Origin of the sequence: Nitrosopumilus zosterae (assembly GCF_025998175.1) — an archaeon.
Classification (GTDB): Archaea; Thermoproteota; Nitrososphaeria; order Nitrososphaerales; family Nitrosopumilaceae; genus Nitrosopumilus; species Nitrosopumilus zosterae.
This window is the reverse complement of record NZ_AP026695.1, coordinates 1,549,531-1,574,086: the sequence shown is the minus strand read 5'-3', so window position 1 is coordinate 1,574,086 and position 24,556 is coordinate 1,549,531. Positions and strand designations below refer to the sequence as shown.

At 33.1% G+C, this 24,556-nt stretch carries 29 protein-coding genes and 1 pseudogene; 17 read left to right on the top strand and 13 right to left on the bottom strand.

The window, feature by feature from the left end:
- Window positions 1-3: 3 nt before the first annotated feature.
- Window positions 4-210: a hypothetical protein gene (locus tag OO712_RS09590; protein WP_109877716.1), complete on the bottom strand. Its 207-nt coding sequence runs from the start codon at window positions 208-210 to the stop codon at window positions 4-6.
- A gap of 99 nt (window positions 211-309) precedes the next feature.
- On the opposite strand from OO712_RS09590, the gene OO712_RS09585 reads away from it, so the two are divergent.
- On the top strand, window positions 310-1,224 hold the full coding sequence (locus OO712_RS09585; RefSeq protein ID WP_109877865.1) for a branched-chain amino acid transaminase: 915 nt from the start codon (window positions 310-312) through the stop codon (window positions 1,222-1,224).
- A 242-nt stretch (window positions 1,225-1,466) separates the two neighbouring features.
- Complete coding sequence (locus OO712_RS09580; protein WP_109877863.1) at window positions 1,467-2,021, top strand: class I SAM-dependent methyltransferase; 555 nt, start codon at window positions 1,467-1,469, stop codon at window positions 2,019-2,021.
- Here OO712_RS09580 and OO712_RS09575 read toward each other — a convergent pair.
- Window positions 2,007-3,815: a sensor histidine kinase gene (locus OO712_RS09575; RefSeq protein WP_109877715.1), complete on the bottom strand. Its 1,809-nt coding sequence runs from the start codon at window positions 3,813-3,815 to the stop codon at window positions 2,007-2,009. The genes OO712_RS09580 and OO712_RS09575 overlap by 15 nt on opposite strands.
- Window positions 3,816-3,983: 168 nt before the next feature.
- Here OO712_RS09575 and OO712_RS09570 point away from each other — a divergent pair, with 168 nt between their 5' ends.
- Window positions 3,984-4,361 carry a response regulator gene (locus OO712_RS09570; RefSeq protein ID WP_109877714.1) on the top strand — a complete coding sequence of 126 codons (378 nt, stop codon included), beginning with the start codon at window positions 3,984-3,986 and terminating at the stop codon, window positions 4,359-4,361.
- Window positions 4,362-4,640: 279 nt separating this feature from the next.
- Window positions 4,641-5,093, top strand: coding sequence for a GNAT family N-acetyltransferase (locus OO712_RS09565; RefSeq protein WP_225866937.1), 453 nt, complete (start codon window positions 4,641-4,643; stop codon window positions 5,091-5,093).
- Between the two features lie 43 nt (window positions 5,094-5,136).
- On the opposite strand, the gene amrB is transcribed toward OO712_RS09565, so the two are convergent.
- A complete protein-coding gene (gene amrB, locus OO712_RS09560; RefSeq protein ID WP_109877713.1) occupies window positions 5,137-5,967 on the bottom strand; it encodes an AmmeMemoRadiSam system protein B in 831 nt (276 codons plus the stop codon).
- A gap of 20 nt (window positions 5,968-5,987) precedes the next feature.
- Window positions 5,988-6,608 carry a TIGR00296 family protein gene (locus OO712_RS09555; protein WP_109877712.1) on the bottom strand — a complete coding sequence of 207 codons (621 nt, stop codon included), beginning with the start codon at window positions 6,606-6,608 and terminating at the stop codon, window positions 5,988-5,990.
- 33 nt (window positions 6,609-6,641) lie between these two features.
- Here OO712_RS09555 and amrS point away from each other — a divergent pair, with 33 nt between their 5' ends.
- Window positions 6,642-7,712, top strand: a complete 1,071-nt coding sequence (amrS, locus tag OO712_RS09550) for an AmmeMemoRadiSam system radical SAM enzyme (protein ID WP_109877711.1) — start codon at window positions 6,642-6,644, stop codon at window positions 7,710-7,712.
- 204 nt (window positions 7,713-7,916) lie between these two features.
- Window positions 7,917-8,342, top strand: a complete 426-nt coding sequence (locus OO712_RS09545; RefSeq protein ID WP_109877710.1) for a universal stress protein — start codon at window positions 7,917-7,919, stop codon at window positions 8,340-8,342.
- Between the two features lie 15 nt (window positions 8,343-8,357).
- Here the strand turns inward: OO712_RS09545 and OO712_RS09540 are convergent, their stop codons facing one another.
- From OO712_RS09540 to OO712_RS09530, 3 genes are all read right to left on the bottom strand, one after another.
- Window positions 8,358-8,786, bottom strand: coding sequence for a universal stress protein (locus OO712_RS09540; protein ID WP_109877709.1), 429 nt, complete (start codon window positions 8,784-8,786; stop codon window positions 8,358-8,360).
- Window positions 8,787-8,861: 75 nt separating this feature from the next.
- Window positions 8,862-9,011 carry a hypothetical protein gene (locus tag OO712_RS09535; protein ID WP_160049227.1) on the bottom strand — a complete coding sequence of 50 codons (150 nt, stop codon included), beginning with the start codon at window positions 9,009-9,011 and terminating at the stop codon, window positions 8,862-8,864.
- Window positions 9,008-9,499: a hypothetical protein gene (locus OO712_RS09530; RefSeq protein WP_109877708.1), complete on the bottom strand. Its 492-nt coding sequence runs from the start codon at window positions 9,497-9,499 to the stop codon at window positions 9,008-9,010. Before OO712_RS09530 ends, OO712_RS09535 begins: the two co-directional genes overlap by 4 nt.
- Window positions 9,500-9,580: 81 nt before the next feature.
- Between OO712_RS09530 and OO712_RS09525 the strand changes: the two genes are divergently transcribed.
- Both OO712_RS09525 and OO712_RS09520 read left to right on the top strand, forming a co-directional pair.
- The gene (locus OO712_RS09525; protein WP_109877707.1) at window positions 9,581-9,832 is read left to right on the top strand and encodes a hypothetical protein; all 252 of its coding nucleotides are present in this window, start codon (window positions 9,581-9,583) and stop codon (window positions 9,830-9,832) included.
- A 38-nt stretch (window positions 9,833-9,870) separates the two neighbouring features.
- On the top strand, window positions 9,871-10,323 hold the full coding sequence (locus OO712_RS09520; protein ID WP_109877706.1) for a hypothetical protein: 453 nt from the start codon (window positions 9,871-9,873) through the stop codon (window positions 10,321-10,323).
- Here the strand turns inward: OO712_RS09520 and OO712_RS09515 are convergent.
- Window positions 10,320-11,201 carry a radical SAM protein gene (locus tag OO712_RS09515; RefSeq protein ID WP_109877705.1) on the bottom strand — a complete coding sequence of 294 codons (882 nt, stop codon included), beginning with the start codon at window positions 11,199-11,201 and terminating at the stop codon, window positions 10,320-10,322. The genes OO712_RS09520 and OO712_RS09515 overlap by 4 nt on opposite strands.
- 100 nt (window positions 11,202-11,301) lie before the next feature.
- On the opposite strand from OO712_RS09515, the gene OO712_RS09510 reads away from it, so the two are divergent.
- The 6 genes from OO712_RS09510 to OO712_RS09485 all read left to right on the top strand — a co-directional run bounded on the left by OO712_RS09510 (window position 11,302) and on the right by OO712_RS09485 (window position 16,493).
- Entirely contained in the window at window positions 11,302-11,604 is a 303-nt protein-coding gene (locus OO712_RS09510) for an ArsR/SmtB family transcription factor (protein WP_109877704.1), read from the top strand.
- A gap of 25 nt (window positions 11,605-11,629) precedes the next feature.
- Window positions 11,630-11,914: a DUF8036 family membrane protein gene (locus tag OO712_RS09505; RefSeq protein ID WP_109877703.1), complete on the top strand. Its 285-nt coding sequence runs from the start codon at window positions 11,630-11,632 to the stop codon at window positions 11,912-11,914.
- A 30-nt stretch (window positions 11,915-11,944) separates the two neighbouring features.
- The gene (locus OO712_RS09500) at window positions 11,945-12,388 is read left to right on the top strand and encodes a hypothetical protein (protein ID WP_109877702.1); all 444 of its coding nucleotides are present in this window, start codon (window positions 11,945-11,947) and stop codon (window positions 12,386-12,388) included.
- Window positions 12,378-12,734 (top strand): reverse transcriptase-like protein, encoded by a 357-nt coding sequence (locus OO712_RS09495; protein WP_109877701.1) that lies wholly within the window; start codon window positions 12,378-12,380, stop codon window positions 12,732-12,734. Before OO712_RS09500 ends, OO712_RS09495 begins: the two co-directional genes overlap by 11 nt.
- A gap of 65 nt (window positions 12,735-12,799) precedes the next feature.
- Window positions 12,800-14,896: a 4-hydroxybutyrate--CoA ligase gene (locus tag OO712_RS09490; protein WP_109877700.1), complete on the top strand. Its 2,097-nt coding sequence runs from the start codon at window positions 12,800-12,802 to the stop codon at window positions 14,894-14,896.
- Between the two features lie 70 nt (window positions 14,897-14,966).
- Entirely contained in the window at window positions 14,967-16,493 is a 1,527-nt protein-coding gene (locus tag OO712_RS09485; protein ID WP_109877699.1) for a 4-hydroxyphenylacetate 3-hydroxylase family protein, read from the top strand.
- Window positions 16,494-16,502: 9 nt separating this feature from the next.
- Here OO712_RS09485 and OO712_RS09480 read toward each other — a convergent pair.
- From OO712_RS09480 to OO712_RS09470, 3 genes and pseudogenes are all read right to left on the bottom strand, one after another.
- A pseudogene (locus OO712_RS09480) lies at window positions 16,503-16,886 on the bottom strand (CFI-box extended C-terminal domain-containing protein); the annotation flags it as partial.
- A 637-nt stretch (window positions 16,887-17,523) separates the two neighbouring features.
- A complete protein-coding gene (locus tag OO712_RS09475; RefSeq protein ID WP_109877859.1) occupies window positions 17,524-18,267 on the bottom strand; it encodes a signal peptidase I in 744 nt (247 codons plus the stop codon).
- Window positions 18,268-18,306: 39 nt separating this feature from the next.
- Window positions 18,307-19,032, bottom strand: a complete 726-nt coding sequence (locus OO712_RS09470) for a PRC-barrel domain-containing protein (protein ID WP_109877697.1) — start codon at window positions 19,030-19,032, stop codon at window positions 18,307-18,309.
- 115 nt (window positions 19,033-19,147) lie between these two features.
- Here OO712_RS09470 and trxA point away from each other — a divergent pair, with 115 nt between their 5' ends.
- Both trxA and OO712_RS09460 read left to right on the top strand, forming a co-directional pair.
- On the top strand, window positions 19,148-19,474 hold the full coding sequence (trxA, locus tag OO712_RS09465; protein ID WP_008297771.1) for a thioredoxin: 327 nt from the start codon (window positions 19,148-19,150) through the stop codon (window positions 19,472-19,474).
- A gap of 65 nt (window positions 19,475-19,539) precedes the next feature.
- Window positions 19,540-20,070 carry a zinc ribbon domain-containing protein gene (locus OO712_RS09460; RefSeq protein WP_109877696.1) on the top strand — a complete coding sequence of 177 codons (531 nt, stop codon included), beginning with the start codon at window positions 19,540-19,542 and terminating at the stop codon, window positions 20,068-20,070.
- Window positions 20,071-20,095: 25 nt separating this feature from the next.
- On the opposite strand, the gene OO712_RS09455 is transcribed toward OO712_RS09460, so the two are convergent.
- Complete coding sequence (locus tag OO712_RS09455) at window positions 20,096-20,452, bottom strand: zinc ribbon domain-containing protein (protein ID WP_109877695.1); 357 nt, start codon at window positions 20,450-20,452, stop codon at window positions 20,096-20,098.
- Between the two features lie 709 nt (window positions 20,453-21,161).
- Between OO712_RS09455 and OO712_RS09450 the strand changes: the two genes are divergently transcribed.
- On the top strand, window positions 21,162-22,511 hold the full coding sequence (locus OO712_RS09450; RefSeq protein WP_109877694.1) for a hypothetical protein: 1,350 nt from the start codon (window positions 21,162-21,164) through the stop codon (window positions 22,509-22,511).
- Window positions 22,512-22,559: 48 nt separating this feature from the next.
- Here OO712_RS09450 and OO712_RS09445 read toward each other — a convergent pair whose 3' ends face one another.
- On the bottom strand, window positions 22,560-23,681 hold the full coding sequence (locus tag OO712_RS09445; RefSeq protein WP_109877693.1) for a TIR domain-containing protein: 1,122 nt from the start codon (window positions 23,679-23,681) through the stop codon (window positions 22,560-22,562).
- Window positions 23,682-24,556 lie beyond the last annotated feature (875 nt).

Sequence of the window (24,556 nt, the reverse complement as noted above, 5' to 3'; positions counted from 1 at the left end):
AATTTACATACGCTCAGCTACGTACCACAAAACAATTCCTATGCCCAAAACGATATACCATTTTAGATTTTTTTTATTCATGAAAATATTTGTCGAGCCTAAATCTTCATCTTTGTATGTTGTTAATCTGATTTTTCTCATCTCAAAAGCCTGACCCACCAATCCTATCACTAAAAGAGCGATAGCGACAAAACCTAACATCCATTCCATGGTATAATTTGTCTTTTGCTAGATATTTAGTTTGCAGATTTGACCAAAATCTTTGTCGAAAGTTAATTCTTTAAATTAGCAGTGTTTTTTTCGACTCCTATGAAAGAGGTTGGCAAAATATGGATGAATGGAAAATTAGTGCCCTTCAAAGATGCCAAAGTCCATGTATTGACTCATGCATTGCACTATTCCACCTCGATATTTGAGGGAATCCGATGTTATGATACACCTAGTGGTTCTGCAATATTTCGATTACCTGAACATGTTGACAGACTATTCAAATCTGCAAAACTATATTCAATGAAAATGCAATTTACAAAAAAAGAAATTTCTGATGCAATAATTAAAACTGTGAAAGCTAGTGGACTCAAAGAATCATACATTCGACCATTAGCATACTATGGATATGGAACAATGGGGTTAACTCCTACTGAGAACAAAGTAGATGTCTCTATTGCTTGTTGGGAATGGAAAATGGGTGAATCAAAAGCAGGTAAATTCTCTGGAGCAAAATGTAAAATGTCAAGCTGGGTGAAAATTGATTCTAGATCTCAACCAATGCAAGCAAAAGCTGCATCAAATTATGCAAATGCTGCACTTGCAAGAATGGAAGCATTGGATAATGGTTATGATGAAGCAATAATGTTAAACTCACATGGGAAAGTTGCTGAAGGAAGTGCTGAAAACATATTTGTTGTAAAAGATGATATCATTCAAACACCTCCACTTTCAGCAGGAGGATTAGAAGGAATTACAAGAGACAGTGTTATTCAAATTATTGAAGAAAATAGTGGATTTGTAATTGAGAGAGATCTTGAAAGAGATGATCTTTATACAGCTGATGAAATTTTCATGACAGGCACTGCAGCTGAAGTAAAATCAGTAACTCAAATAGATCAAGTAAAGATAGGAAACGGGAAGATGGGTAACATCACAAAAGCACTTCAAAAATCCTTCTCTGATGTGGTAATGGGAAAAGATGAGAGATTCTTGCCTTGGTTAACATTTATTTAATTTTCCATGAAGTTTTTTACCAGCAAAAATGAGTAGAAACCATGGATTCGTGCGATAATGGTGACACTCCTGAAATCTGTTGGTTTTGCAGAAAGGGTCGTCATGATGATTGTATGAAAGAAATCCCCACACAAGGAAGATCAGATGGTCCGCATGATTGTACTTTTGACACACAACTTGTCCCGTGCAAATGTCAGCACTGAACAATTAGTAACAAATACGGCTTTTGTTTGAATGAATTTATGAGTTACAATAAGGAATTTTGGGACAAGTACGCCGATGAAAATGAAGCAAAATTCAATGAAGAATTTGCAAAATACACTAGAGATTTGGTCACTTCCTTGAATTGTACAAGTGTCCTTGAGATTGGATGCGGTACTGGAATTGATTTGAGATTGTTTCCTAAAAGTTTTCAAATTCACGGAGTTGATCTAAATGACAATGCATTGAAAATGGCAAAATCAAAAATCTCATTTGCAAGTTTTAAGAAAGCAAGCATTACTGATTTGCCCTTTGAGGACTCCTCAATCGATTTTGTTTTTACGCATCAATTATTGAATTATTTAGATGATGATACCTTGGATAAGGGAATTGCAGAAATGTACAGAGTCGCAAGAAAATACATTATGAATTGTGAGAAATTTGAAGAAACAGAAAAACAGATAGATGAAAATCAGAAATTTAGAAATGTGTATAAAAGATGGCTGAACTATAATGTCCGAGTTGTAAGCAATGTTGATATGCATGAAGACATAGAACCTGATAAATCTCGATTTACTCTTTTAAGAAAATTGTAATTTATTTTTAATTTTAGAAGTTTCTTCAACTAATCCCTTTGGTATTATTACGGTAAATGTTGTAGGATCATTTTTTACAGAAATTTTACCCAGATGTTGCTCTACAATATTTTTACAGCTTGCCAATCCCAAACCGGTTCCTTTTTGTTTTGTTGTAAATAACGGTTCAAAGACTTTATCCAGATATTTATCTGGTATTCCTTTACCTGAATCAATAAATTCTAAAATCACATTGTCTTTTTCTTCATATGTTTTTATCTCAACGCTTCCTCCTTTAGGCATCTCTTGAATCGCATTTACAATAAGATTGATGACAACAGCTTCTAGTTTGATTGGATCACATTTAATTTTTAAATTATTCTTATTAAATTTAATTTCTATATCTTTTGGAACATTAATTTTTGTTGTTGAATTTTCAACAAGTTCTGATAGAGAAATGGAACTTAATTTTATTGGAGAATTTCTAACAAAACCTAGAACTTCATCAACCTGATGAGATATCCTGTCAATACTCTTCTTAATCAAATCTAATCGCTCTATTACCTTGGAATCTGAAATTTTTGTATCATGCGGACTTTGATTTATCAAATCTACAGACATTTTCATGACCGATAATGGGTTCCTCAAATCATGTGCCAGGCGCCCTGATAGCTCCCCAATTGCAGAAAGACGCTCAGATTTTAACAACTTGTGGGTTTTTTCTTCTACTATATTCTCAAGATTATTTTTTTGCTTTACAAGTTCATCGGTTCTCATTTTAACTAATTGTGAAAGATTTTTGTTGATAGTTAAAACAATTATAACAAAAACACCCAACATTGCAACAATACCAAGCATTAGATTTTGGGTTGATATCTCCTTATTTTCTTGAATGAACACTACATTGATTAGTGATATGATGGTAACCAAACAAACAATAGCCAACGTTAAGGGAATTACAAATTGTTTGATAGTTTCAAATTGTATGTTTTCTGAAAAAAACATTGCCTGTTTTTCATTTTCAGGTAATTTTGCAATCCTTAAACGTACATGAAGAGCAAAAATTAACAAGAGAAAACTATAGACATACATCAAATCCACTGTATGCCCATCAAAATAGGACCCATCAAGCTCTGCAAAAAGAAAAAATGTGTCTGATACACTATAAGTTATTAGTCCAAATAAAAGAAGCATCCAAGAAAAATTTGCACCTTTTTTGGTAAGAAATAGTATGCCAATAATTGCTGGAACTAATTTAATTGATGCTAATATTGGATATGTAAGAGCAATTGATACTGCAAAAGAATCTTCTCCTGAAATATCATTATATGATACTAAGAGAGATGGAATCAAAAAAGAGAAAGACAAAGCAATTGCAAACAACCAAACGTTTCTGCTTATTGAACTGATTATCGGCTTAATTGAAAGAAACAAAAATGCAGTGATAAACGGATATGATGCAACATAAAAAATATCTGCTTCAGATGGAAATGGCTCGCCTTCCCAAATATGATCATAAGCTTGCCAAATTTGCTCAGCTATAAACCATGATGCTGCACCTAATGCAAAGAAAAAAAATGCTTTTGCCTGAAAATGTCTTTGCTTGAATAATTTTATTGCAAGAACTGTAGAATATACAGTAAGTATTCCTGGAAGAATAACATATGTTGGAATTGAAATCCAACTGAATTGAGAATCATTAAGAAATGATCTTGATTGATATATGATAGTAATTGCAACTAAAATTGTAATTAAAACAAATAAAGTTCTTCTATAGTTTATTGTTGATTTTGATAAAAAATTACTATTGCTCAAGTCCAATCCTCTGGAAATTACCTACTATGTGAATGTATAAAGTTGTATTTTGCATAAAATGCTAATCTCATTTAGGCTCAATTTTTTATTTAAAATAACCGAAAATTGTTTGTGATTATTATAACAAACGTAGTCTTTAATAGCAAAGTATGAGCATATTATTTTAGCATGAATAGTATTATTTTGTTGGTAGAAGATGATACAGATTTGATTTCAATCTATAAAGAAATTTTAGAATTACATGGATATGATCTTCAAACAGCAAATAATGGGCAAGAAGCAGTTGAAAAATTCAAAGATACAAATCCCTCTCTAGTAATAATGGATGGGGATATGCCTATACTTGATGGATATGAAGCCTTCAAACAAATCAAAGAGATTGATAAAAACGCCAAAGTAGTAATTGTTACAGGATACTCTCAACTTGAACCAAAGAATCAACAGGCAGTAAAAGAAGGACTGATCAAAGTAATTTCAAAACCACTTGGGGTAGATGAGTTACTTTCTCTAGCTGAACAATATACTGAAGCTAAAATTAGTACATAGTTATTTAAATTAAAAACTAAATTAGTTTAATACTGAAATTATTAATTTTCAAACTAAAATATGTCGTTAAATCTATCGACTTAATGATTGGTATGTTGTCCTAATTCTAACTATGTATTTTATTTCCTAAAAAGCATCCAAATTCTAGAGCCGACAAAGATTCCAACTGCGGCAATAATTAATATTGCTAAAATTGTATGTGATGTAATTTCATCCATTGTTCTCCAACTTTATCTTTAGAATCAAACTATTCTTAAAGTATGGTGAGAAAAACTATTCGTGGAAAATGTAGTTATCCGAGAATCTATGGCTAAAGACATACCTGTTATTCTTGGATTGTTATATGAGCTTGGACGTCCAAGACCACAAAAAGATTCTGAAATAGAGTCATTTAGAAAATTAGTAAAGCAATACATAGATGACACTGATAAAAAAATACTCGTAGCAGAATTTGATGGTGTTGAAATTATTGGTATGGTGAGTATTGTATTACTATCAAGACTTAACCAAACTAGCAGAGAATTATACATTCCAGAATTAATCGTTCGAGAGAAATTTCAAAATCAAGGAATTGGAAAAAAACTAATCAATTCTTGTATATCTATTGCAAAAGAGAAAAAATGTCATAGAATTAGGCTCGAATCTGGCAATAAACGTAAGGAATCCCATAAATTCTACAAGAAATTAGGATTCGAACAATCTGGTTTATCATTTACAAAAAATTTGAATTAAAAACATTTTCTGATTTTATCTCATTGGATTCTAGTTATTTTTGTTAAACAAATTTTATGGCACCATACCCAACAACAGAGTCTGTATCTCCAGAAACATCTCCACTTGTTGCATAACTAAGAAGTTCTCCTCTGGTTGCACCTAAATTTTTACATGCAATCATTGCAGACGCGATAGCCCCATATCCACACGCAGACACTCTTTTCTCCATTAACACTTGATAAAACCTATCGACATCCAAATCTAAAATTGGCTCAATTAGGGCTTTATCTTGACGATGTGCAAAAGAATTTTCCTCATAATGAGTAAAATCTGATGATGCAACAATTATTGTATTTCTTTTTTTTGCAATTTCTGATACTACGTTTCCTACATCTGTAGCTGTTTGCAGATTTTGTTCAAGTAAAATTATTGGGAGAATCTTAAACTCATTAGTAAGAATTGATTGTAACATTGGAACCTGTACTTCTAAGCTGTGATCTTGTGAATGAGAGTAATTGTCTATCTCGATGACATTGGAGTTTTTTACAGCTTCTTGAGATGCCTGTGAATCTACTTCTATCAAACCTAATGGAGTCTCCCATTTTGCATCTATCATTGTGGCAGCATTTTTTCCTATCCCAAAATGATTTGGTCCGATAATTATTGCAAGCTCTGGTTTTTGTGATGATATTGCTTTGTAGGAATGACATGCTGTGGGACCAGAATACACATATCCTGCATGGGGACAAACAATCCCAAATATTTTCTCAGCTGATTCTTTGATTTGTTTTCCAGGGCCAAACTTGTGTTCAATACAATATTCTATCATCTTTTCTAACTCCTTTTTTGTATCTGGGTAAAACTGTCCAGCAACAACTGGTTCTCTTATCATGTTAGGACTTATGCCTTATTTTATAAAAAATTGTTAGTTGATTCTCGAACTATTTTTCCATTAGGCGACTCTTCTTTGAATATCACGCCTTCAAATATGGATATCTTAGTTGAGCCTTCTTTCCATGAGTCTTTGTTTATGCCAGCTTTTTCACATGTATGTTGTAGAAATTCTTCTACATCCCAACCATATTCTGTTGGAACCTGAGGTAAAAGTAAACCCGAAGAGTATGAATTTTCTACTATCAGTCCGTCTCTTCCTACTTTGATGATGGATAGGTACTCCAAAGGATCATCTACCTTGATTTCAACTGGGGGAGTAAGCACTGTTACCTCAAAAACAATTTTGTCTAATTCATCAGTGCTTACTGGTGTAAAACGAGGATCTTGCGTTGCGGCAGAAATTGCAGCATCAATTAATCCATAAGATAATTTTTTGATTGGAATAGGATAACCAATACAGCCCCGTAAAGAATCTTTTTTGTTAATTGTCACAAAAACTCCTGATTCAAAATTAAACCTTGAATGAAAATCCGAATCAGCAATCTTTGATTTATTTTTCAAATATTCAGCAACTGCTTTTCTGGCAGTTTTGACTAACTCTTTTCCATCCTCATCTGTAAAATTTCTGATATTCTTCATACTTGTTAAATACGTAAAAACACAATAAAAAACATGACGACAATACTCGGAAAAGAAGCTGAACTATATGAAAAACTTCCAAATGATAAGGTAAAGTGCACTGCTTGTGCTAGATACTGTGAAATTGGAAAGGGACAAATCGGTTTATGTGGAATACGAGGAAATGAAAATGGAAAACTACATCTATATGCATATGGAAAAGTAATTTCAGGTCATGTTGATCCTATTGAAAAGAAACCATTGATACATTATTTCCCTGGTAGCAAAGTATACTCTATTGCAACAACCGGATGCAATTGGCTCTGCAGATATTGCCAAAATTCTGATATCAGTCAACGACGCAAAGTTGAGGGAATTGATATGACCCCTCAAGATGTTGCAAATACTGCTGTAAAATATGGTGCTCATGGAATTGCATATACGTATAATGAACCGTCAATATTCATTGAATTTGCACGTGATTGTGGTATTGCTGCAAGAAAAAAGGGACTCTTCAACGTTTTTGTCTCAAATGGATATGATACTCCTGAATCAGTATCCATGATGAATGAATTTCTTGATGGAATCACTGTTGATTTTAAAGGAAGTGCAGAGAAAGAATTCACACGAAAATTCATTGGCATTCCTGATCCTCAGCCCATTTTTGATACATTGTTAGAAATTCGCGATAAGACAAAAATCCACATTGAAATAACTGATCTAATTGTTCCCAAAGTTGGCGATGATTTAACGCATGCAAAAAAACTCTCAAAATTCATCTATGATGAGTTTGGACCAGAGATGCCAATTCACTTTTTACGATTTCATCCTGACTACAAAATGATGGAATATCCTAGCACACCTGTAGAAACTTTGGAAAAACATTATCAAATTGCAAAAGATCAAGGATTGAAATATGTCTATCTTGGAAATGTTCCCGGACACAAGTGGGAACATACGTATTGTTCTGAATGTAATAAAATAGTCGTAAATCGTTATGGGTTTAGCATAAGAGGTTGGCATCTTGATAAAAACAACTGTTGTCAGTTTTGTGGAAATAAAATTCCTATCGAAGGAAAACTACAAAAAGGCTACAAAGAAGATCGATTTCAGTTTGTTACATGATTTCAGTAAAATTATCATAAATACGTTAATTTTCAATAATGATAACTTGGAATTAGTTTAACTATCAAGAAAATAATATGAAATTATGCGAGATGATATGTTCTGTCACTGTGGTTCTTGTGGACATGAAAAAACTGATGAGTGCTATACAAAACAATGTACGTGTTGCCTAAGTGATCATCAGGGTGCATTTGGTAAAAATAAATGATAAAGAAACAAATTAAGAAAATTTTAGTTGCCTTGGATGGATCCCAAAATTCCCAACGAGCACTTTCAATGGCAATTTCCTTGGCAAGAAATTGTGATACTAAACTAGTAGGAATGAATGTAATATCAAATATTCCAAAAAAATATCATCATTTGAGTTATCCAGAAAAACCTGTTTTGCTAGCTGCAGACAATATGATGGAATCTGCTAAGATACTTTGTGCGAAAAATGGAATTTTATTTGAGAGAAAGATAGATTTTGGCGATCCTGGATCTAAAATCGTCAAATTTGCCGAATCCTTGAATTTTGACATTATAATCCTTGGAACAAGGGGGATGAGTGGTATCAAGGAAAAATTTTTCGGCAGTGTATCAAATTACGTTGTTCACAAATCATCTGTGCCTGTAATGATAGTAAAATAATTTTTTAAAAACTACCTATTTCACAATTAGGATAGAACAAGTAGAATTATTTGCAAGTTTGTTTGAAACACTCCCAAGAAATAATCTTGCTGCTGAACCAAGCCCTTTACTTCCAACAATTATCATATTGCACTGTTCTTTTTTTGCAAGTTTTATGATCTCGGATGAAACATTCCCTTCTTTCATAACAATTTTTGAATCAACACCACGTTTAGTGGCTGTTTCTTTTCCTTTAGTCAAAACTTTATTTCCAAACTTTCTTAGAATTTCAAGATATTCTTTTCTATCTAAAAGATTAATTGGAATTGATTTCTCAACAACATACACAAGTATCAAACGAGATTGGTAATTCTTTGCCATTTCACATGCATGGATAAGGGCTTTTTCCGAATACTTTGAGCCATCAAGAGGAACTAAAATATTCATGTAGAGTGATTTTTTCATGCACGTTTTAGAGTTTGTCCATATTTAACTAAATTCTTTAGAATAATTGTTATGATAAGTATTTTTCAAAAACATTCATTCTAATTTCTTAATCTCTAAGCGAATGTGTCTAATCTCTTTTTCCATTCTCTCCTTTTCAGTCGGAGATATTGATTCATCACACAATTTTTCTAGAATCAAAAATTCTTTGTTCTTCAATGATGCAAAATAACTATGTTCATTCATCCTATCTTGCAACAACTTTTACTTTGAAGTCCTCTTGCAATCCAAAAGATCGAGAAAATTAAAACCCCTACTGAAACAAATTTCAATTCTAATCCTTGCATTGGAAATAGTGATAATCCTCCTATTGCACCTAAAACAACTGCCAGTGGCGCAGTACATGCAGGACAACCAGGTGTAAATGCTGCAAATACTCCGCCTACAATCGATGAAGAATTGCCTTTTACCGAATTCATCATCTTCATTCTTTTCATCTTAAATGCCATCATTGCAAAATTAATTCCAGCCAAAGCAGAAATTGTAATGGTTAATCCAACTGATGTTATGATATAAGATGGCATTATCTCCATTGTAATGTCTAGATGAGATGGTAACATTGACATTGTCAAAAAATAATAGATTATTCCTAATCCTGTGCCACTAATTATTGCAATTGCGGCATATCGTTTCAAAGTGAGCACATTTGAAATTAGTTGTAACTTACTTACCAATCAGGTTAATTTACAGCCCATCGTATTTTAACTATCTTTTACCAACCAAAGATTCTTAGCCATAATACACATGGCAAAAACATGACTGAATTCTCCTCAGAAGAAAAAACCATTCTTGTACAATATGTAATTAAAAAATTTGAAAATGAGGAAATCGTACTTGAAAAACTAAAGAATATCCTACCTGAAAAAGATATTCAAAGAAATATTGACACTCTTATTGGAACCCAACGAGTTAGAAGAATAGGTCCTGAAAATCTCCAAAACAATGAGAGTCACACAGAACTTCCAGAACTTCCAGAACATCTAAAATCTATCATTGAAGATCTTTAATCTAAAAATTCTTAAATCACTTTAATGGTAGATTTGCTATGAACAAGTTTGTTATTTTTTTAAGCATTTTGACTTTGAGCATTCTTTTGTCATTTTCAGCAGATTCAGCTTTTGCTCATCCCCATTCTGGTCAAATCATGATAAATAATCATACACATGAACCACAAACTGAAATAATTCCAATTAATTCAATGATAGGACTTGAAAAATCAACCATATTCTTTCATGCTCCTCAAGCAAATAAACTGCCTTGGGGATTTGTTGAAGGAAAAGTTGCAAATCATGTTGAAGGCTATCCTGTAATAATTCAAATCTTCAAGAATAATCATGCAGTTCATTTTGCACAGACTGATATTGGAGATGATGGTATTTATGAATACAAATTCAGAGTTCTAAATTCTGATAAAGGCCATACAACTAAAATATTTGAAGGAGATTATTCCGTAAAGATATTCAAAGTTGTTTATCTTAATCAAGAGAATTTAATTTAGAATCCACGTAAACCTTGTGGACGCATAATTTCTGGATGTTGCTTCATCCATTCTACTTTATCCATCATTTCTTGTTTGTCTTGGGGAAAAGTGCCTTTGATTGTATATGCGTTTGAACCATGATTTGCTCTGAAAATAATTTCATCTTTTGTTTCTATCTGACTGATCAAGTCATGAAGCTCATCTAACGATTCATCATCATTAATTCTTATAAATTCTCCATTATACTTGTCAAGAAATTCTTGTTTTATTCCATTTTCTAAATAAAGTGTAAGTGCGCCTACATAATTGGGTGAGCATGCACTAATTACTTCTGCAGTTCCTTTGATGTGTTCTTTTGAGTATTTTTTTCCTCCTAACCCCAAAATTACCATGCATGACATTACATATCCTGCTTCTTTTGCTTTATTAACAGACTTGATGATTGTTTTTGCAACAGCTCCCTTTGTTACTTTTTTTAAAACAATATCTGATCCGCTTTCAATTCCCAAGTAGAACATATCTAATCCAGCTTCATTCATTTTCTTTAGTTCTTCTGATGTTTTCTTTAGAATATTCATTGGCATTGCATAACAAGAAATTCTTTCAATGTTTGCAAATTTCTCTCTAATGTATCTTACAATTTTTACCATATATCCAGAATCAAGATTTAATGCATCACCATCTGCAAGAAATACCCGTCTAGTGTCTGGAAGGTATTTTGCCATCATGTCAATTTCAGCTTTGACATCATCCCATGGTCTTTCAGAATACTCTTTTGATCTATACATATCACAAAAAGAACATTCGTTAAATGAACAGCCTAACGTTACTTGAAAAATTAATGATCTAGCTTCTGATGGGGGCCTGTATAACGGTGCATCATAATTTAACATCATGTATCTCACTGAAATTTGCTTGATTATGTTTTTTATAGTTTCTATTTTGATTTAATCTCAAAATACCTTTTAGTAGTAAACAAGAAGAAATTCACAAGTTATGGCAAATGATCCTGATGCAAAAAGACTGCTTTGGTTTGTTTTTGCAGGTTCACGTGGAGGATTAAATAGATTAAAAATTATTTCAAAATTAAAAGAAAAACCATTCAATACAAATCAGCTGGCAAAAGAGATGAATTTGGATTATAAAGCAATTCAGCATCACATTAAGGTTCTTGAAAAAAATAATATGATTAGTAAAGTTGGAGAAAAATATGGAGTTGCCTACTTTATCTCTAATTTTCTTGAAGTAAACATGGAAACATTTGAAGAAATTGAAGCAAAATTGGACAAAAGTAAATAAAAGCTCAAGAGGTGTTTTTGTCTAAATGGAAACAACTTCTCTAATCTTATCTATTGTTTCAATTGCAAATATGGGGATATTGGGAATTTTAATTGCAATATTTGGAAATATGTACAGTAAGACACGGGCACAACTTCCTTTAGGAATGATTGTAGTTGCAGGGATGTTATTTTTACATAATGTAATTGGTTCTTTGGCATATTTTTCAATGGAAGAAATTTTCTCTCATGATATATTTCCATACATGTTAGGAGTGGGAATTGCAGAACTTGCAGGATTATTGATATTTCTCAAGATTACTTTAGATTGAGTTTAATTGTAACAACCAAAATACAAAAATGTGTTACACGAATATCTCAAACTTAATAAAAATATTCTAATTGCGTTTGCAGCGTCAATCATAATTTCTGCAATAATTGCACAAATTTTGTCTGAACAAACTGCTTACCTTAACACAACCTTTACCACAATTACAGATTATGTTATTTATTTTTCAGTTTTTAGCATGTTATTTTATTTTGATAATCGAAAAAAATATCGTTTAGCGTCTGGCAGGACTGACACTGCAAAATTAAAACATGATCTCAAAAAACTAGTGACATCACTTGGAATTGCAGAAGTTGTTTATACTGTTGTTAGGTGGGTTCTGCAATATTATTTTCTGACGATTAACTATGATCCTTACTTGGCCTCATTTACATCCCAAGGAATATCAACAATAATTTACATGTTAGTAGTTAATCTAAGTGTGAAGATAACGAGGTTGTACAAAGATGGGAATTAGTGTTTATGTAGATGGATCTGGAGGTCCAAATGGTGGCTTTGGATTTTTTGTTAAAGAAACTGGAGAATCATTTTATGAAAAAAAACCAGAAATTACAAATAATCAGGCTGAATATATGGCAATAATATCTGCATTAAACAAATTTGTAGATTCTGATGAAGAAATTAAAATTTTTAGTGATTCTAAAAATACCGTTAATCAATTAAACCATGAATTTGCAATAAATAACGAACAACTACGGGATCTTGCACGTGAAGCTTGGAGTGTCATGGGAAAATTCTCTAATCTTTCAATTCAATGGGTTCCACGAAAAGAGAATCTAGCTGGAAAGATGTTGGGAAGCTAAAAACATAGAGATCAGCAATATCCATGAATAACTTTATTATGGAAAATCCTTAGACTCAATTAATCATGGTAGAATCTGTAATTTTATCACCAAAATCAATTGCCGTCATAGGGGCATCTGACAAAAGAGGAAGTGTAGGTGCTACAATCACATCTAATATTATGAATGGTTTCAAAGGTTCAGTTTATCCAATTAGTCCAACAAGAGAAACAGTATTTTACAAAAAAGCATACAAAAGTGTCTTAGATGTTCCTAAACCAATTGATCTTGCAGTAATTGTAATTAAAAATACATTGGTAGCACCGGTGTTAGAAGAATGTGGTAAAAAGAAAATCAAAGGAGTAATTATCATCACGGCAGGTTTCAAAGAAGTCGATGAAGAAGGGGCAAAACGAGAACAGGAACTAAAAGATATTGCTAAAAAATATGACATTCATGTCATTGGACCTAACTGTCTTGGTGTGATGAATCTTGATCCAAAGACAATGATGAATTCTACATTTCTTAAAGTTACACCAAAGTCTGGAAAAATTGCACTTGTATCTCAAAGTGGAGCAATATGTGCAGCACTAGTTGAAGATGCTAGTGCTCAGGGAATTGGTTTTTCGGCCGTTGTAAGCCTTGGAAATAAAGCTGCAATGAGCGAAGTTGATGTTCTAAAAATTCTCGCAAACCACAAACAAACCGAAGTCATAGTTATGTATCTTGAAGATATGGGGGATGGTCAGGAATTCCTTAAAGTTTGTAAAAATATCACTAAAAAACTCAAAAAACCAGTGCTTGTGCTCAAATCTGGACGTAGTCCAGAAGGTGCAAAGGCTGCAATGTCTCATACTGGAGCCTTGATGGGTTCAGATGAGATCTATGATGCTTTACTAAAACAATCTGGTGCTCTCAGAGTTGACACCATGGAAGAACTCTTTGATTATGCCACTGCGTTTTCTAAACAACCCCTGCCAGCAAGAGGTGATCTTGTCATAGTATCAAATGCAGGTGGCCCTGCAATAATTTCAACTGATGCATGCTCTAAAATGAAAATTAAGATGGCAGATATTACTAGTGTTAGAAAAAAAATTGATGAGGTAATTCCGCCTTGGGGAAGCTCAAGAAATCCTGTTGACATTGTTGGAGATGCAGATTTTAATCGATTCCGTAATGTTTTGGATCGTGTACTAAAACACCCAAAAGTTGGTTCTGTTATCTCAATGTGTACTCCTTCTGGCACTCTCAACTATGACAAGCTTGCCGAAGTCATTGTTGAAATGTCAAAGAAATACAAAAAAACAATGCTTGCAAGTTTAATGGGACTGGATGAAGGAATTACTAATAGAGAAATTCTAGCTGAGGGCAATGTTCCATATTACACGTATGCAGAAGGTGCAATAAGAACACTTTCTGCAATGATTAGGTTTTCTAATTGGATCAAGTCTCCAAATGGAAAAATTACTAAATTCAAAGTAAACAAAGATAAAGCAAAAAAGATCTTTGACAAGGTAAAAAAAGAAAAGAGGCCTAATCTTCTAGAAGAAGAAGGACAGGAAGTTCTCAAAGCATATGGCTTACCTTTACCTCAAAGTGCATTAGCTAAAAATGAAACAGAAGCAGTAAGAATTGCAAAGAAGATTGGCTATCCTGTTGTTATGAAAATTGCATCACCACAGATCATTCACAAGTCTGATGCTGGTGGTGTTCAGATAAATCTCACAAATGATGAAGAAATTAAAGATGCATTCAAAACAATTATCAAAAATGCTAAAAAATACAACAAGAATGCCGAGATCAAAGGTGTTTTGATAGTAGAGATGGTAAAAGGCGGCAAAGAACTAATCATAGGCTCAAAACTAGAACCTGGCTTTGGTCCAGTAATTATGCTTGGAATGGGAGGAATCTATGTTGAAGTTCTGAAAGATGTTACATTCAAACTTGCACCAGTTACTGATTTAGAAGCAGATGATATGATAGCGTCAATTAAGACTCAAAAACTTCTGCAAGGTGTTAGAGGTGAAAAACCATCTGATATCGCAAAACTCTCTGAATGCATTCAGAGATTATCCCAACTCGTTTCCGACTTTAAAGAGATCAAAGAATTAGACATGAATCCTGTTTTAGTCATGGAAAAAGGAAAGGGTTGCCGTATTCTTGATGTCCGAATAGGACTCTGATCGCAGTCATTCCTAAAAATTATTCTTACATTTTAGAATATTTATACAACATAGGACTGAATAATCTTAGATGGCAAACGTCTTGAAGACTATTAGAACGGGCGATGATTACATCGAAAGTCTTAGAGGCCGTGATCTCAAAATTTACCTTTTTGGAGAACTGGTAAAAGAACCAGTAGACCATCCCATGATTAGGCCATCAATTAATGCGGTTGCAGAAACTTATGACCTTGCAGTACGTGAAGAAGAATTGGCATCTGCTGATTCATCTCTTACTGGATTGAGAGTTAACCGATTTTTACACATTGCAGAAAGTGCACAAGATTTAGTTTTACAAAATAAAATGCAAAGAAAACTTGGACAAAACACTGGAACATGTTTCCAGAGATGCGTTGGAATGGATGCATTGAATTCTTTACACTCTACTACATTTGAAATTGATGAAAAACACGGAACAAATTATCATGAAAGATTTTTAGAATTTGTAAAGATGGTTCAAAAAGAAAATCTTGTAATCGGTGGTGCTATGACTGATCCTAAAGGTGATAGAAGCAAAGGACCTGCAGAACAAGATGATCCTGATCTATTCACAAGAATTGTAGATAGTGATGAAAAAGGAGTTTATGTGTCTGGTGCAAAAGCACACCAAACTGGTTGTATTAACTCACACTGGATTATTTTGATGCCGACAATTAGATTGACAGAAAATGATAAAGATTGGGCAATTGTAGGCGCAATTCCGGCAGACGCAAAAGGAGTTACTTACATCTATGGTAGACAATCTTGTGACACTAGAAGTATGGAAGAAGGTGATATTGATGATGGTAACTCAAAATTTGGTGGACAAGAAGCATTAATCATTTTAGATAGAGTCTTTATTCCATGGGATAAAGTTTTCATGAATGGAGAATTTGAATTTGCATCCATGCTTATAGAGCGTTTTACTTGTTATCATAGACGTAGTTATGTGTGTAAAACAGGACTTGGCGATGTACTAATTGGTGCTGCAGCCACAATTGCAGATTATAATGGAGTTCCAAAAGTATCTCATATCAAAGACAAAATTATTGAGATGACTCATCTAAATGAGACAATCTTTGCTGCCGGAATTGCATCTTCTCATCAAGGATATAAGATGAAATCTGGCGTTTACCTTAATGACGATATGCTTGCACAAGTTTGTAAACATAATGTTACTAGATTCCCATACGAAATTAGTAGACTTGCACAAGATATTGCAGGTGGCTTAGTAGTTACTCTTCCATCTGAAAAAGACTTTAGACATCCAGAAGCAGGACCATTACTCAAAAAATACCTAGCAGGAAGAAAAGGTGTTGATGTTGAAAATAGAATGAGAATACTTAGATTAATTGAGAATATGACTCTTGGTAGAAATGCAGTTGGATATCTTACAGAATCCATGCATGGTGCGGGTTCTCCTCAAGCCCAAAGAATCCAAATTCAGAGACAGATGCAAATAGGATACAAAAAGAATCTTGCAAAGAATTTGGCAGGAATTAAAAATGACGTTGAAGAACCACATGAACCATCTGAATACTTTAAGCGAGTATTCAAAACTAAAGACTCTGTTCTTTAGAAAATTATTTTAAATCTGATCTTTTCTTTTTTGAAATCCATAAAACAATAAGGCCGGTGCTACAAAATACATTCCCACGTTCATCAAAATCACGTCTATCCCATATCCCAAGACCTCTGATTCAGACTCAGCATGTGATAAAATAACTAGTGATGACAGCAATGGGGTGATTCCAATCTTCACTGCTTCTTTGAACACTGGATTCTCTCTTTCCATGTCTGCAACTATTGGTGAGAATGAATAGTAGAATTGGTTGAATCCTGCCATAAATGATGCGCCTGAGTGGGTATTCATCAATTGATTGTCTCTAATTTCTCTGAGTAATTGAACTTGTGGCGCTAATTCAGTCCCATATGTTGCAGTTGCAATAAGGCAACCGCCGCCTTCGGAATTCACCTCTTCAATTTGTGGCGATTCAATAATTACTTCCTCTGATTTTGATTCTATGTTTGATTCATTTAGTTCTTTTTGCTGTTGCTCCTTTTTTTGTTGCTCTATCTCTTGTGGGATCTCTTTTACATTTACAGGATTTGTATCTACAATTCCCTCTTTAGACTCTTCAACACTTTCTTGGATTTCTAAATTGTAGTACATTCTACTTTGTTCAATTAATTTTTGATACCTATCATGTTCGGAATATGCCCACAAGTCATCATTGTAAAGATTTCCACATAATCTTGATTCAATTGAATGTTTATGATGTTCAAAAAAATCTTTTCCCATAATCTTGTACAATTGATAGTTTTCTTCACACCATTCTATTCCATTCTTTGTCAATCCTGCTGTATCACGAAAAGGGGTCTGTGCAAATGCTGAACCAAATAAAAGCAATATTGAAAAAACAGCTAGGTATTTCAATGAGCAATTTTTTTTGTGCTAATTCATAAATGATTCTACTCTTGAAACTGATGATTTCTGAGGATCCTTTTTTAGTAAATTTTACGTAATAATATCACCAAGCAGACAGGACGATCTATTGCTTTTCAAAAGCATATGTGAACCTGTTTGCCTGATTTCTAATAGATCTTTTCTATTCCCTGTCTTTCTTTTTTTCAACTGAATCCTCAATGGATTCATCTATGTCTTTCATTTCTTTTTCTACCTCTTCCATTTCTTCTAAATATTCAGAATCTTCCAATCTTTCTACATCTTTAGATTTTTCCATGTGTTTAGAATTTTCCGAATCTTTTTCTATTTTATCAATGTCTGATAATTCTTCAATGGTATCTGTTTTTTCTGAATCTAACGGATCAGTAAATGTAAACTCTTTTTCACTTTTTTTCTTTGTCATCTGTTTTACAACCATTATTCCAATTACGACTGCAATTATGACATAGTTAATAGGTGGTTTTAGTAATTGTGTTACATATCCTACTTGGGGGATTGTGTATGCAACCTTTCCTATGTATTCTTCTTCTGTAATTGGAAAATCTGTACCTGGAATCGATGCAGGATTTGCATCACCTTTAGTTCTAACTGTTTTAGGATCATCATCAATTATTGATGCAACTCTATGAACAATAACTCGATTGTGATCAGATGGCCGATTAAACACAATGATATCGCCTACCTCGATGTCTTCAAATGGTTCATGTCCTTGTACAATTAACACATCATATACTTGTAAAACTGGAATCATGCTTCCGCTTGCAACCACATAAAATGGATTTTGTGTTCCAAATGCGACTTGAAGCCCTATCCAAATAACTAAAACTCCAACGCCTACAATGATGATATCCTTGATGATTCCTTTTGAAATGGATTTTTTTGCCAATTCCATTATCTCCTTAATATCATTGATTACATTTACTAACTAGATCTTTGTTCCACATTCTTCACAAAACTTAGACCCTTCTTTGTTGCCAAACCCACAATTAGAACACTTTCCAGGCTGTGATTTCTCTTCTGGATTTCCTAATAAAATAATCTCTCCAACTTTTTTGATATTGCTCCATGGAATACTTCCTTCAGTACCATCATTTTTTGTAATTACTAGAACCATCGATTGTGTAGAGTCAATTCCCACCTGTTTTGCATTACCAATCTTGTTTGCATTTTCATCATATACTACTCTTCCTTCAATTGAGCTAACTGAAGTTGTTGGACCTGGTTGCGTTACTGTTTCTTGTGGAGTTTGAATTGTTGGTTCTGCAACTTGTTGTGGAATGTTTTGAGTAGATGGCTCAATTGGTTTTGCAACTCCGACTTCACCTGACTCATCCTGTTTTCTAAATTCTCTATATTCTGCAATTGATGCATTACATGCATTGCAAATGTATTGTCCTTTTTCATATAGAACAAGATTTTCTGCAACTTCTTCATTAGGATTTTCAAATTCTATTTTTGGAGAACCTTCAAATTCTTTTTCACAAGTATTGCAAAAATGTTTAGTAATTCTTTCAGCTTCTAATCTTCCGATTGGAGCTAAAAACAGATCAGGACCGCCTAGATTGCCTTTCATCTGCTGTTCATCTGTAACTGTGGCCATAACATAGCCTCCAGAACCTCGTAATTTCTTTAATCTTTGTTCTGAACTCATATCTGGATTTTACCAAAACGTCATTTAAGTATATATGAAATTTTATTGTACAACAAAAAATATGGTGTTAATTCTGGTGAACATTTTTAGGTACGTTTGACCCACCAACATTACAATGGGAATTACTCAAATTTCAGATGCAAAATCATGGGAAGTCGATGTGATAAACTCTGACATTCCTGTATTTGTAGACTTTTGGGCCGAATGGTGTGGTCCATGTAGAATGGTAGGTCCAGTAGTTGAAGAATTGGCTAATGACTATGATGGCAAAGTTAAATTTGTCAAGGTTAATGTTGATGAGGCCAATGAATTGGCATCTAAATACAATGTCTTTAGTATTCCAACCTTAATCCTCCTTAACAAAGGTGAAATAGTAAGCCAACAAGTAGGTGCAGCTTCTAAAGAATCATACAAAAATATGATTGATAGAGCACTTGCATAAACTCAAACACGTTTTCCTCTTTTTTGATCCTAAAGTAATTAATATTCCAAAAATGAAGTGAGAATATGTCATTTGGTGAAGTCGATACGCTAAACATGCTGTTTGATAAACTGCAGAGTCTGTTTGATGAATCACAGGGCTATTACGAATCATTTCTAGATACAAACAACATGTACAAAAAAGGACAACTCAGCGACAAAGAATTCTTTCAAAAATTAGGTGATTACACTGTTGCATATTCTGCATTAGAATTTCTTGCAATCAAAGTAATATTTGAAATGAAAAAATCAATGGGTTCTGGTTCTGGAACTACACAGTCTCCCGGTTTGATGCCTGGCATGGGAAATCCTGGTATGATGGCAGGAGGAATGGGGGTGCCACCAAGAGCAGGAACTGCACAAAACCCAGTAGGTGGTGGTCCACCAGGAATTGTTTCTGCAAAAGAGGCGTTTGGAGATGTTGGAACCTTGCCTTCACCTGATCCATCTTTAATGCCAAGACGAACTACTCCTCATAGTGAGAATGGATGTTCTTCATGTGGTGCTGATCTAAGACCAAATGCAAAGTTTTGCACAAAGTGTGGAACTAAAGCATAAAACTAGTCAAAAAATTATTTTCTGTTTATTGTGTTGTACCGCATTCTGGACAGAACTTTGCCGTAGCAGATAGACTAGTACCGCATTCTGAACAAAACTTTCCATCTGTTTTTACTTCCTTGTACGCATTTCCAACACTTGCTGAACTTCTAACTGCACCAGATGGTTCGTATTTATCATCATCAATAAGTACTGGTTGAAAATCTTGTTCAGTCAAATATGTCATCATTCTTGGAATTCCCTTTCCTTCGTTTTTTGGATCTGGTACTGAATCACCTAACCAAAATGCAAATCTCATTAGAGTTAGTTCTGGAGTTGAAAACGCCAAAGTATGTTTTGACATGTAATCCTGTGCAGCTTTTTTGCCGTCAAAAACTTCCATGATAATTATATTTTTTATTTATGTATAATAGTTTCTGGAAACACTTTTTTGCTGTCTTTTAGGCACAAAACGTGACATAAAACGTGACATATAGCGTGATGTTAACAAAATGATTTCATTTGTGAATGTTCACGAAATATTTCATTCCCACGTTTTTTCACTCCATTAAATGTACCAAAAATCTCATTTTACGTTCCATTTTGTAACCATTTTTTTCATGAGCCCACACTTTTGAAAAATAATCATTTTTTATTATTACACGCTCATTCAAATGAAAAATGTGAACTCACAAAATAGTTCATACACTTGAAAAAATGAAAATGGAAACCATTTTCAAAAAATGAAAGCCTCATGATATTGCCTTTTTCATGTCAAATGACATGATCCATCATTTTTTATAGAAATGAAGTCATGAAAATAATGTCCGATGGTATGGATTCCCTATGTTTTCTCAACAAATTCATTTTGGCTTCCTACTGTCGGACACTGATTCCATGAAAGTTTTGAATCAAGTAATACGTTGACCGATTTCTACAAATTTTACCTATATTGATGCCTGATTATCATTTTGCTGATACCGTTTTTCAGTAAGATTTTAAAACTTGCATGATTATCATTTTTTGTTGAGAAAACAAGTGGGAAAGAGTCAAAATCTTTTCATATACAATTATGAGATTAATCTCAGTCCCACTAGTAGGGGTTGGGATGATTGTACAGTGATCTAAGTACAAAAATTCCTCTTACTCATTCAAGAAAGAGTAGAGTAATAATCTCAAAAGCCGATATTAGAAATGAAATTTTAAAAATTCTAAAAAAACCACATACCCCTACTGAATTATCAAAACACTTTCATCAAACAAGAGAAGCATTTTCAAGAAATCATCTATATCCAATGCGAAATGAAGGATTAATTGTCAAAGTTGCTGGATCCAACTATTACCAATTAACAGGGCAAAAAAACACAATTGTCACAATTCAAAAACAGTTACGCTCAGAATATGAAATTTTCAAGACTGAATTATTCAAAAATTGGACTAGAAACAATCATTCAAAATTTGAATATAAAAATCAGACACGATTTGCCAGAATTGTATTGGGTTTTGTAACACCCAAATTCAAAATACATCCTGATAACATTACCAAAGAAAATTGGAAAGAAATCATTCCAAATATGGTTAATGCATTGATAGATGTTGCCAATTATGATGTTGTTGATGGTGAACCTAGCTGGTCAAACAGACAGGCAATAAGACACGCTCTAAAATATGGATTGGGGATAGAAATTAGCAAAGATGAGGGAATCAAATTAAGAATTAGTGGACAAAAACCAAAAGAAAAATCCTCAGACTTGCATATCACACCAGAACAAATTGTACAAGCAAAAAAATTACTGTTAAAACATTACTCTATTGAAGATTATCTAAAATTTGGCGTCAAGACATGGACTTTTGTTCGACCCTCTACAGTTTACTTGATTGAATTGGCAAAAATGGATTTCATTGACCAGATAGTTGAATATGTAGAAGGCACAGATGGTGTAAAATTAACTGATGAAAAAGTTATATCATATGCAAAATTTAGAGGTGATAAGATCTACACTTACGTTAGAAGAATATGTCACATTGAAGTCCATGAAAACAAAACCCATGATGATTTTGATAAATACATTTTGGATCCTGAATTTGTTGAACCATTAGAACAATTTTACAATACACGAGTATCACAAGGAAAAAAATATCTGTTTTGGGAAGATAATGATACTAAATTTGAATTTAAAACATATGATAAAATTTTGACTAGTTCGGTAGCTAGGGATAACAAGTTTTTCAAAAAAATCCTGTCTATGATAGGTTTTAAAAAATCAGATTTTGGACTTTATTTCAGAGCCAATTACGGTTTTAGGCATTTTGGAATCCAAATGTGGCTTATTGCAACTGATTACAATTACAATCTGGTTGCTGAAATGTCACATGAAGGCACTGAAACCTTGAAGAAATGGTATGGAAAAAGAACCCAGAAAGATTTTCAAAGAAAAATTAAAGGTATAATGATGAATTGATACGGTATGTGGCATCTCTTTTTCGATTACGTATGTGATTTACTTTTTTCATTCAATCTTTGCATTAGTTTTATTGTCTCTGAACTTTGACAATGATTCTTGTAATTTCATAGCTGTGTCCCAACTTAACTCATTACCTTCATAATATGTTTGATACAATCCTTGTAAATTGCTGGGAAGTTTTACCTTTTTATCTACCAATAAAATTACTCTTTTATCATATCTTAGAAATGCTGCTCCTATTTCTATTAAGACATTTGGATTTACTCCATAACTCCCATCTTCTTTTCTCTCTGATTCATCAGCACTTACATTTATCACTGCACAAGTGCATTCTCGCATCAAACCAAAAATTTTTTCAGGAATTGGAATAGCTGTTGTTTCTGTTTCTATTGCAATCTCATATTCGAATTTTCCAAACTGTAACATTTGTTTAATTTGCTCTAAAATTTTCTTGTTTTTGCTATGTGAGATGAATACTTTTGGTGTTTCTGTTTCTGATAATTTCTGTTCTTTAATTATTGGTTTTTGTTCTTTGTTTTCTTCATCTTCTTCTTCAAATTCTACATCTTGCATGTCTTTATCTTCACTTTCTATATTGTTTGACGTACTGAGTTTGTCTAATCTTAAATAATTTGTACCACGAATATCTTGTTCTAAATTATAATCTATTATATTTTGTATGAATATGTCTATGAATGACTCTACATCTTCTCTTGGAATCCCAAATCCGCCCATTGAAGGATCATGTACTAGCGTATTTCGAAGAACTTCTTTTTTTGGTATGGGTTTTCCGTCAAAATGTTTGTATACTTTTGCAAACAAATCGTTATGTAACAAAGCCTGTCGTAACATACTTCCAACATCTGTTTGTTCTAATGGTGCTACAATAGATTTGCCTAGATTTGTAAGTGAAATAATTTTAGTAATGTGACTGCCTTCCGTTAATCCGTATCTGAATGACGATGCTAATAATACTCGAAATCCACTACTATTTGGTGAGTACCCTACTTGTGGTGCTAAGTCTAAAATGTTGAAAGGATTCCCACCATTCTGTTCCCATATTGCGTGTGATACGTTTAAGGATCGTTTTAACGTGTCACGCGGAAATAAATGCTCTTTAGAGCGTTTTCCCATTTTGGGGTTTGATTTTTCTTTTTTTTCACTCATTTCTTGGTTTGTAATTTATTCTTACTTTATCCTCCAATACATATTATATTCTTCATACATAAAACATTGTCGATCAGATTATTTATGATGTTTTTCATTTTTCAAGTAAATTTTATGCCTAAATTCATTAATTTGCTAAAATATACGATCATTCTTTTAATTTATATACATAAATACTAGTTAAGTGAGAATAAAGTGAGGCCGTAGCTTAATTACAAAGCAATCCATTGACGGAGGATTAGTTGAGGGCGAAATTCCCTCCGGTCTCACTTTACTATTACTCTTCTTCCTTGCTTAAAAATTCTCTGTTTGTCGCTTTGTTAGGTGTATAACTAAATTTTTATCTTTAATTAGGCATGAAAAACATTCTTAGGTAGATAATAATATTTTTATTAGTTTAATATTTGCCATTTTTTGTTATATAGTAATATTTTTTAATTATTATATTGTTATCTTTATCATGGGTGGAATGTGGTATCATCTTGATAGACAAAAACGAAATGTTCAATGTCCTGTATGTGCATGGATATTCCCTTGTAGACGAAGTGATGGGCAATGTAGTAAGTGTGGACATAGATTCAACACAGATTATAATGTCTACAAATCTGAAGAAACACGCCGTAAATTAAGAAAAGAACATTACAAAAAACTAGAACAATTGGAACAAATACTACAAAATTGTATATATGAAATTAGAACAATCAAACATGAACTTACTCCCTTGGATCTTCCTTTGAATATACAAAATGAACAACTTCCGAATTGACAACCTTTAGTATTATTGACAAATCTTTTACGGTTTGTAACTGCTTTGTACTATCAGTTTTATGTGTGAATTGATTCTCTCATAAAGTTTTAACAAATAGGTGATCTCT

Bases quoted from the DNA above. Each gene is read 5' to 3' on its own strand.
- OO712_RS09590 (WP_109877716.1), bottom strand. From the start codon at position 210: ATGGAATGGATGTTAGGTTTTGTCGCTATCGCTCTTTTAGTGATAGGA.
- OO712_RS09515 (WP_109877705.1), bottom strand. From the start codon at position 11,201: ATGATGTTAAATTATGATGCACCGTTATACAGGCCCCCATCAGAAGCT.
- OO712_RS09485 (WP_109877699.1), top strand. From the start codon at position 14,967: ATGGCAAACGTCTTGAAGACTATTAGAACGGGCGATGATTACATCGAA.
- OO712_RS09505 (WP_109877703.1), top strand. From the start codon at position 11,630: ATGGAAACAACTTCTCTAATCTTATCTATTGTTTCAATTGCAAATATG.
- OO712_RS09455 (WP_109877695.1), bottom strand. From the start codon at position 20,452: ATGGAAGTTTTTGACGGCAAAAAAGCTGCACAGGATTACATGTCAAAA.
- OO712_RS09535 (WP_160049227.1), bottom strand. From the start codon at position 9,011: ATGAATGAACATAGTTATTTTGCATCATTGAAGAACAAAGAATTTTTG.
- amrB (WP_109877713.1), bottom strand. From the start codon at position 5,967: ATGATAAGAGAACCAGTTGTTGCTGGACAGTTTTACCCAGATACAAAA.
- OO712_RS09460 (WP_109877696.1), top strand. From the start codon at position 19,540: ATGTCATTTGGTGAAGTCGATACGCTAAACATGCTGTTTGATAAACTG.
- OO712_RS09520 (WP_109877706.1), top strand. From the start codon at position 9,871: ATGAACAAGTTTGTTATTTTTTTAAGCATTTTGACTTTGAGCATTCTT.
- OO712_RS09525 (WP_109877707.1), top strand. From the start codon at position 9,581: ATGACTGAATTCTCCTCAGAAGAAAAAACCATTCTTGTACAATATGTA.
- OO712_RS09490 (WP_109877700.1), top strand. From the start codon at position 12,800: ATGGTAGAATCTGTAATTTTATCACCAAAATCAATTGCCGTCATAGGG.
- OO712_RS09445 (WP_109877693.1), bottom strand. From the start codon at position 23,681: ATGAGTGAAAAAAAAGAAAAATCAAACCCCAAAATGGGAAAACGCTCT.
- OO712_RS09495 (WP_109877701.1), top strand. From the start codon at position 12,378: ATGGGAATTAGTGTTTATGTAGATGGATCTGGAGGTCCAAATGGTGGC.
- trxA (WP_008297771.1), top strand. From the start codon at position 19,148: ATGGGAATTACTCAAATTTCAGATGCAAAATCATGGGAAGTCGATGTG.
- OO712_RS09570 (WP_109877714.1), top strand. From the start codon at position 3,984: ATGAATAGTATTATTTTGTTGGTAGAAGATGATACAGATTTGATTTCA.
- OO712_RS09580 (WP_109877863.1), top strand. From the start codon at position 1,467: ATGAGTTACAATAAGGAATTTTGGGACAAGTACGCCGATGAAAATGAA.
- OO712_RS09510 (WP_109877704.1), top strand. From the start codon at position 11,302: ATGGCAAATGATCCTGATGCAAAAAGACTGCTTTGGTTTGTTTTTGCA.
- OO712_RS09540 (WP_109877709.1), bottom strand. From the start codon at position 8,786: ATGAAAAAATCACTCTACATGAATATTTTAGTTCCTCTTGATGGCTCA.
- amrS (WP_109877711.1), top strand. From the start codon at position 6,642: ATGACGACAATACTCGGAAAAGAAGCTGAACTATATGAAAAACTTCCA.
- OO712_RS09585 (WP_109877865.1), top strand. From the start codon at position 310: ATGAAAGAGGTTGGCAAAATATGGATGAATGGAAAATTAGTGCCCTTC.
- OO712_RS09470 (WP_109877697.1), bottom strand. From the start codon at position 19,032: ATGAGTTCAGAACAAAGATTAAAGAAATTACGAGGTTCTGGAGGCTAT.
- OO712_RS09555 (WP_109877712.1), bottom strand. From the start codon at position 6,608: ATGAAGAATATCAGAAATTTTACAGATGAGGATGGAAAAGAGTTAGTC.
- OO712_RS09545 (WP_109877710.1), top strand. From the start codon at position 7,917: ATGATAAAGAAACAAATTAAGAAAATTTTAGTTGCCTTGGATGGATCC.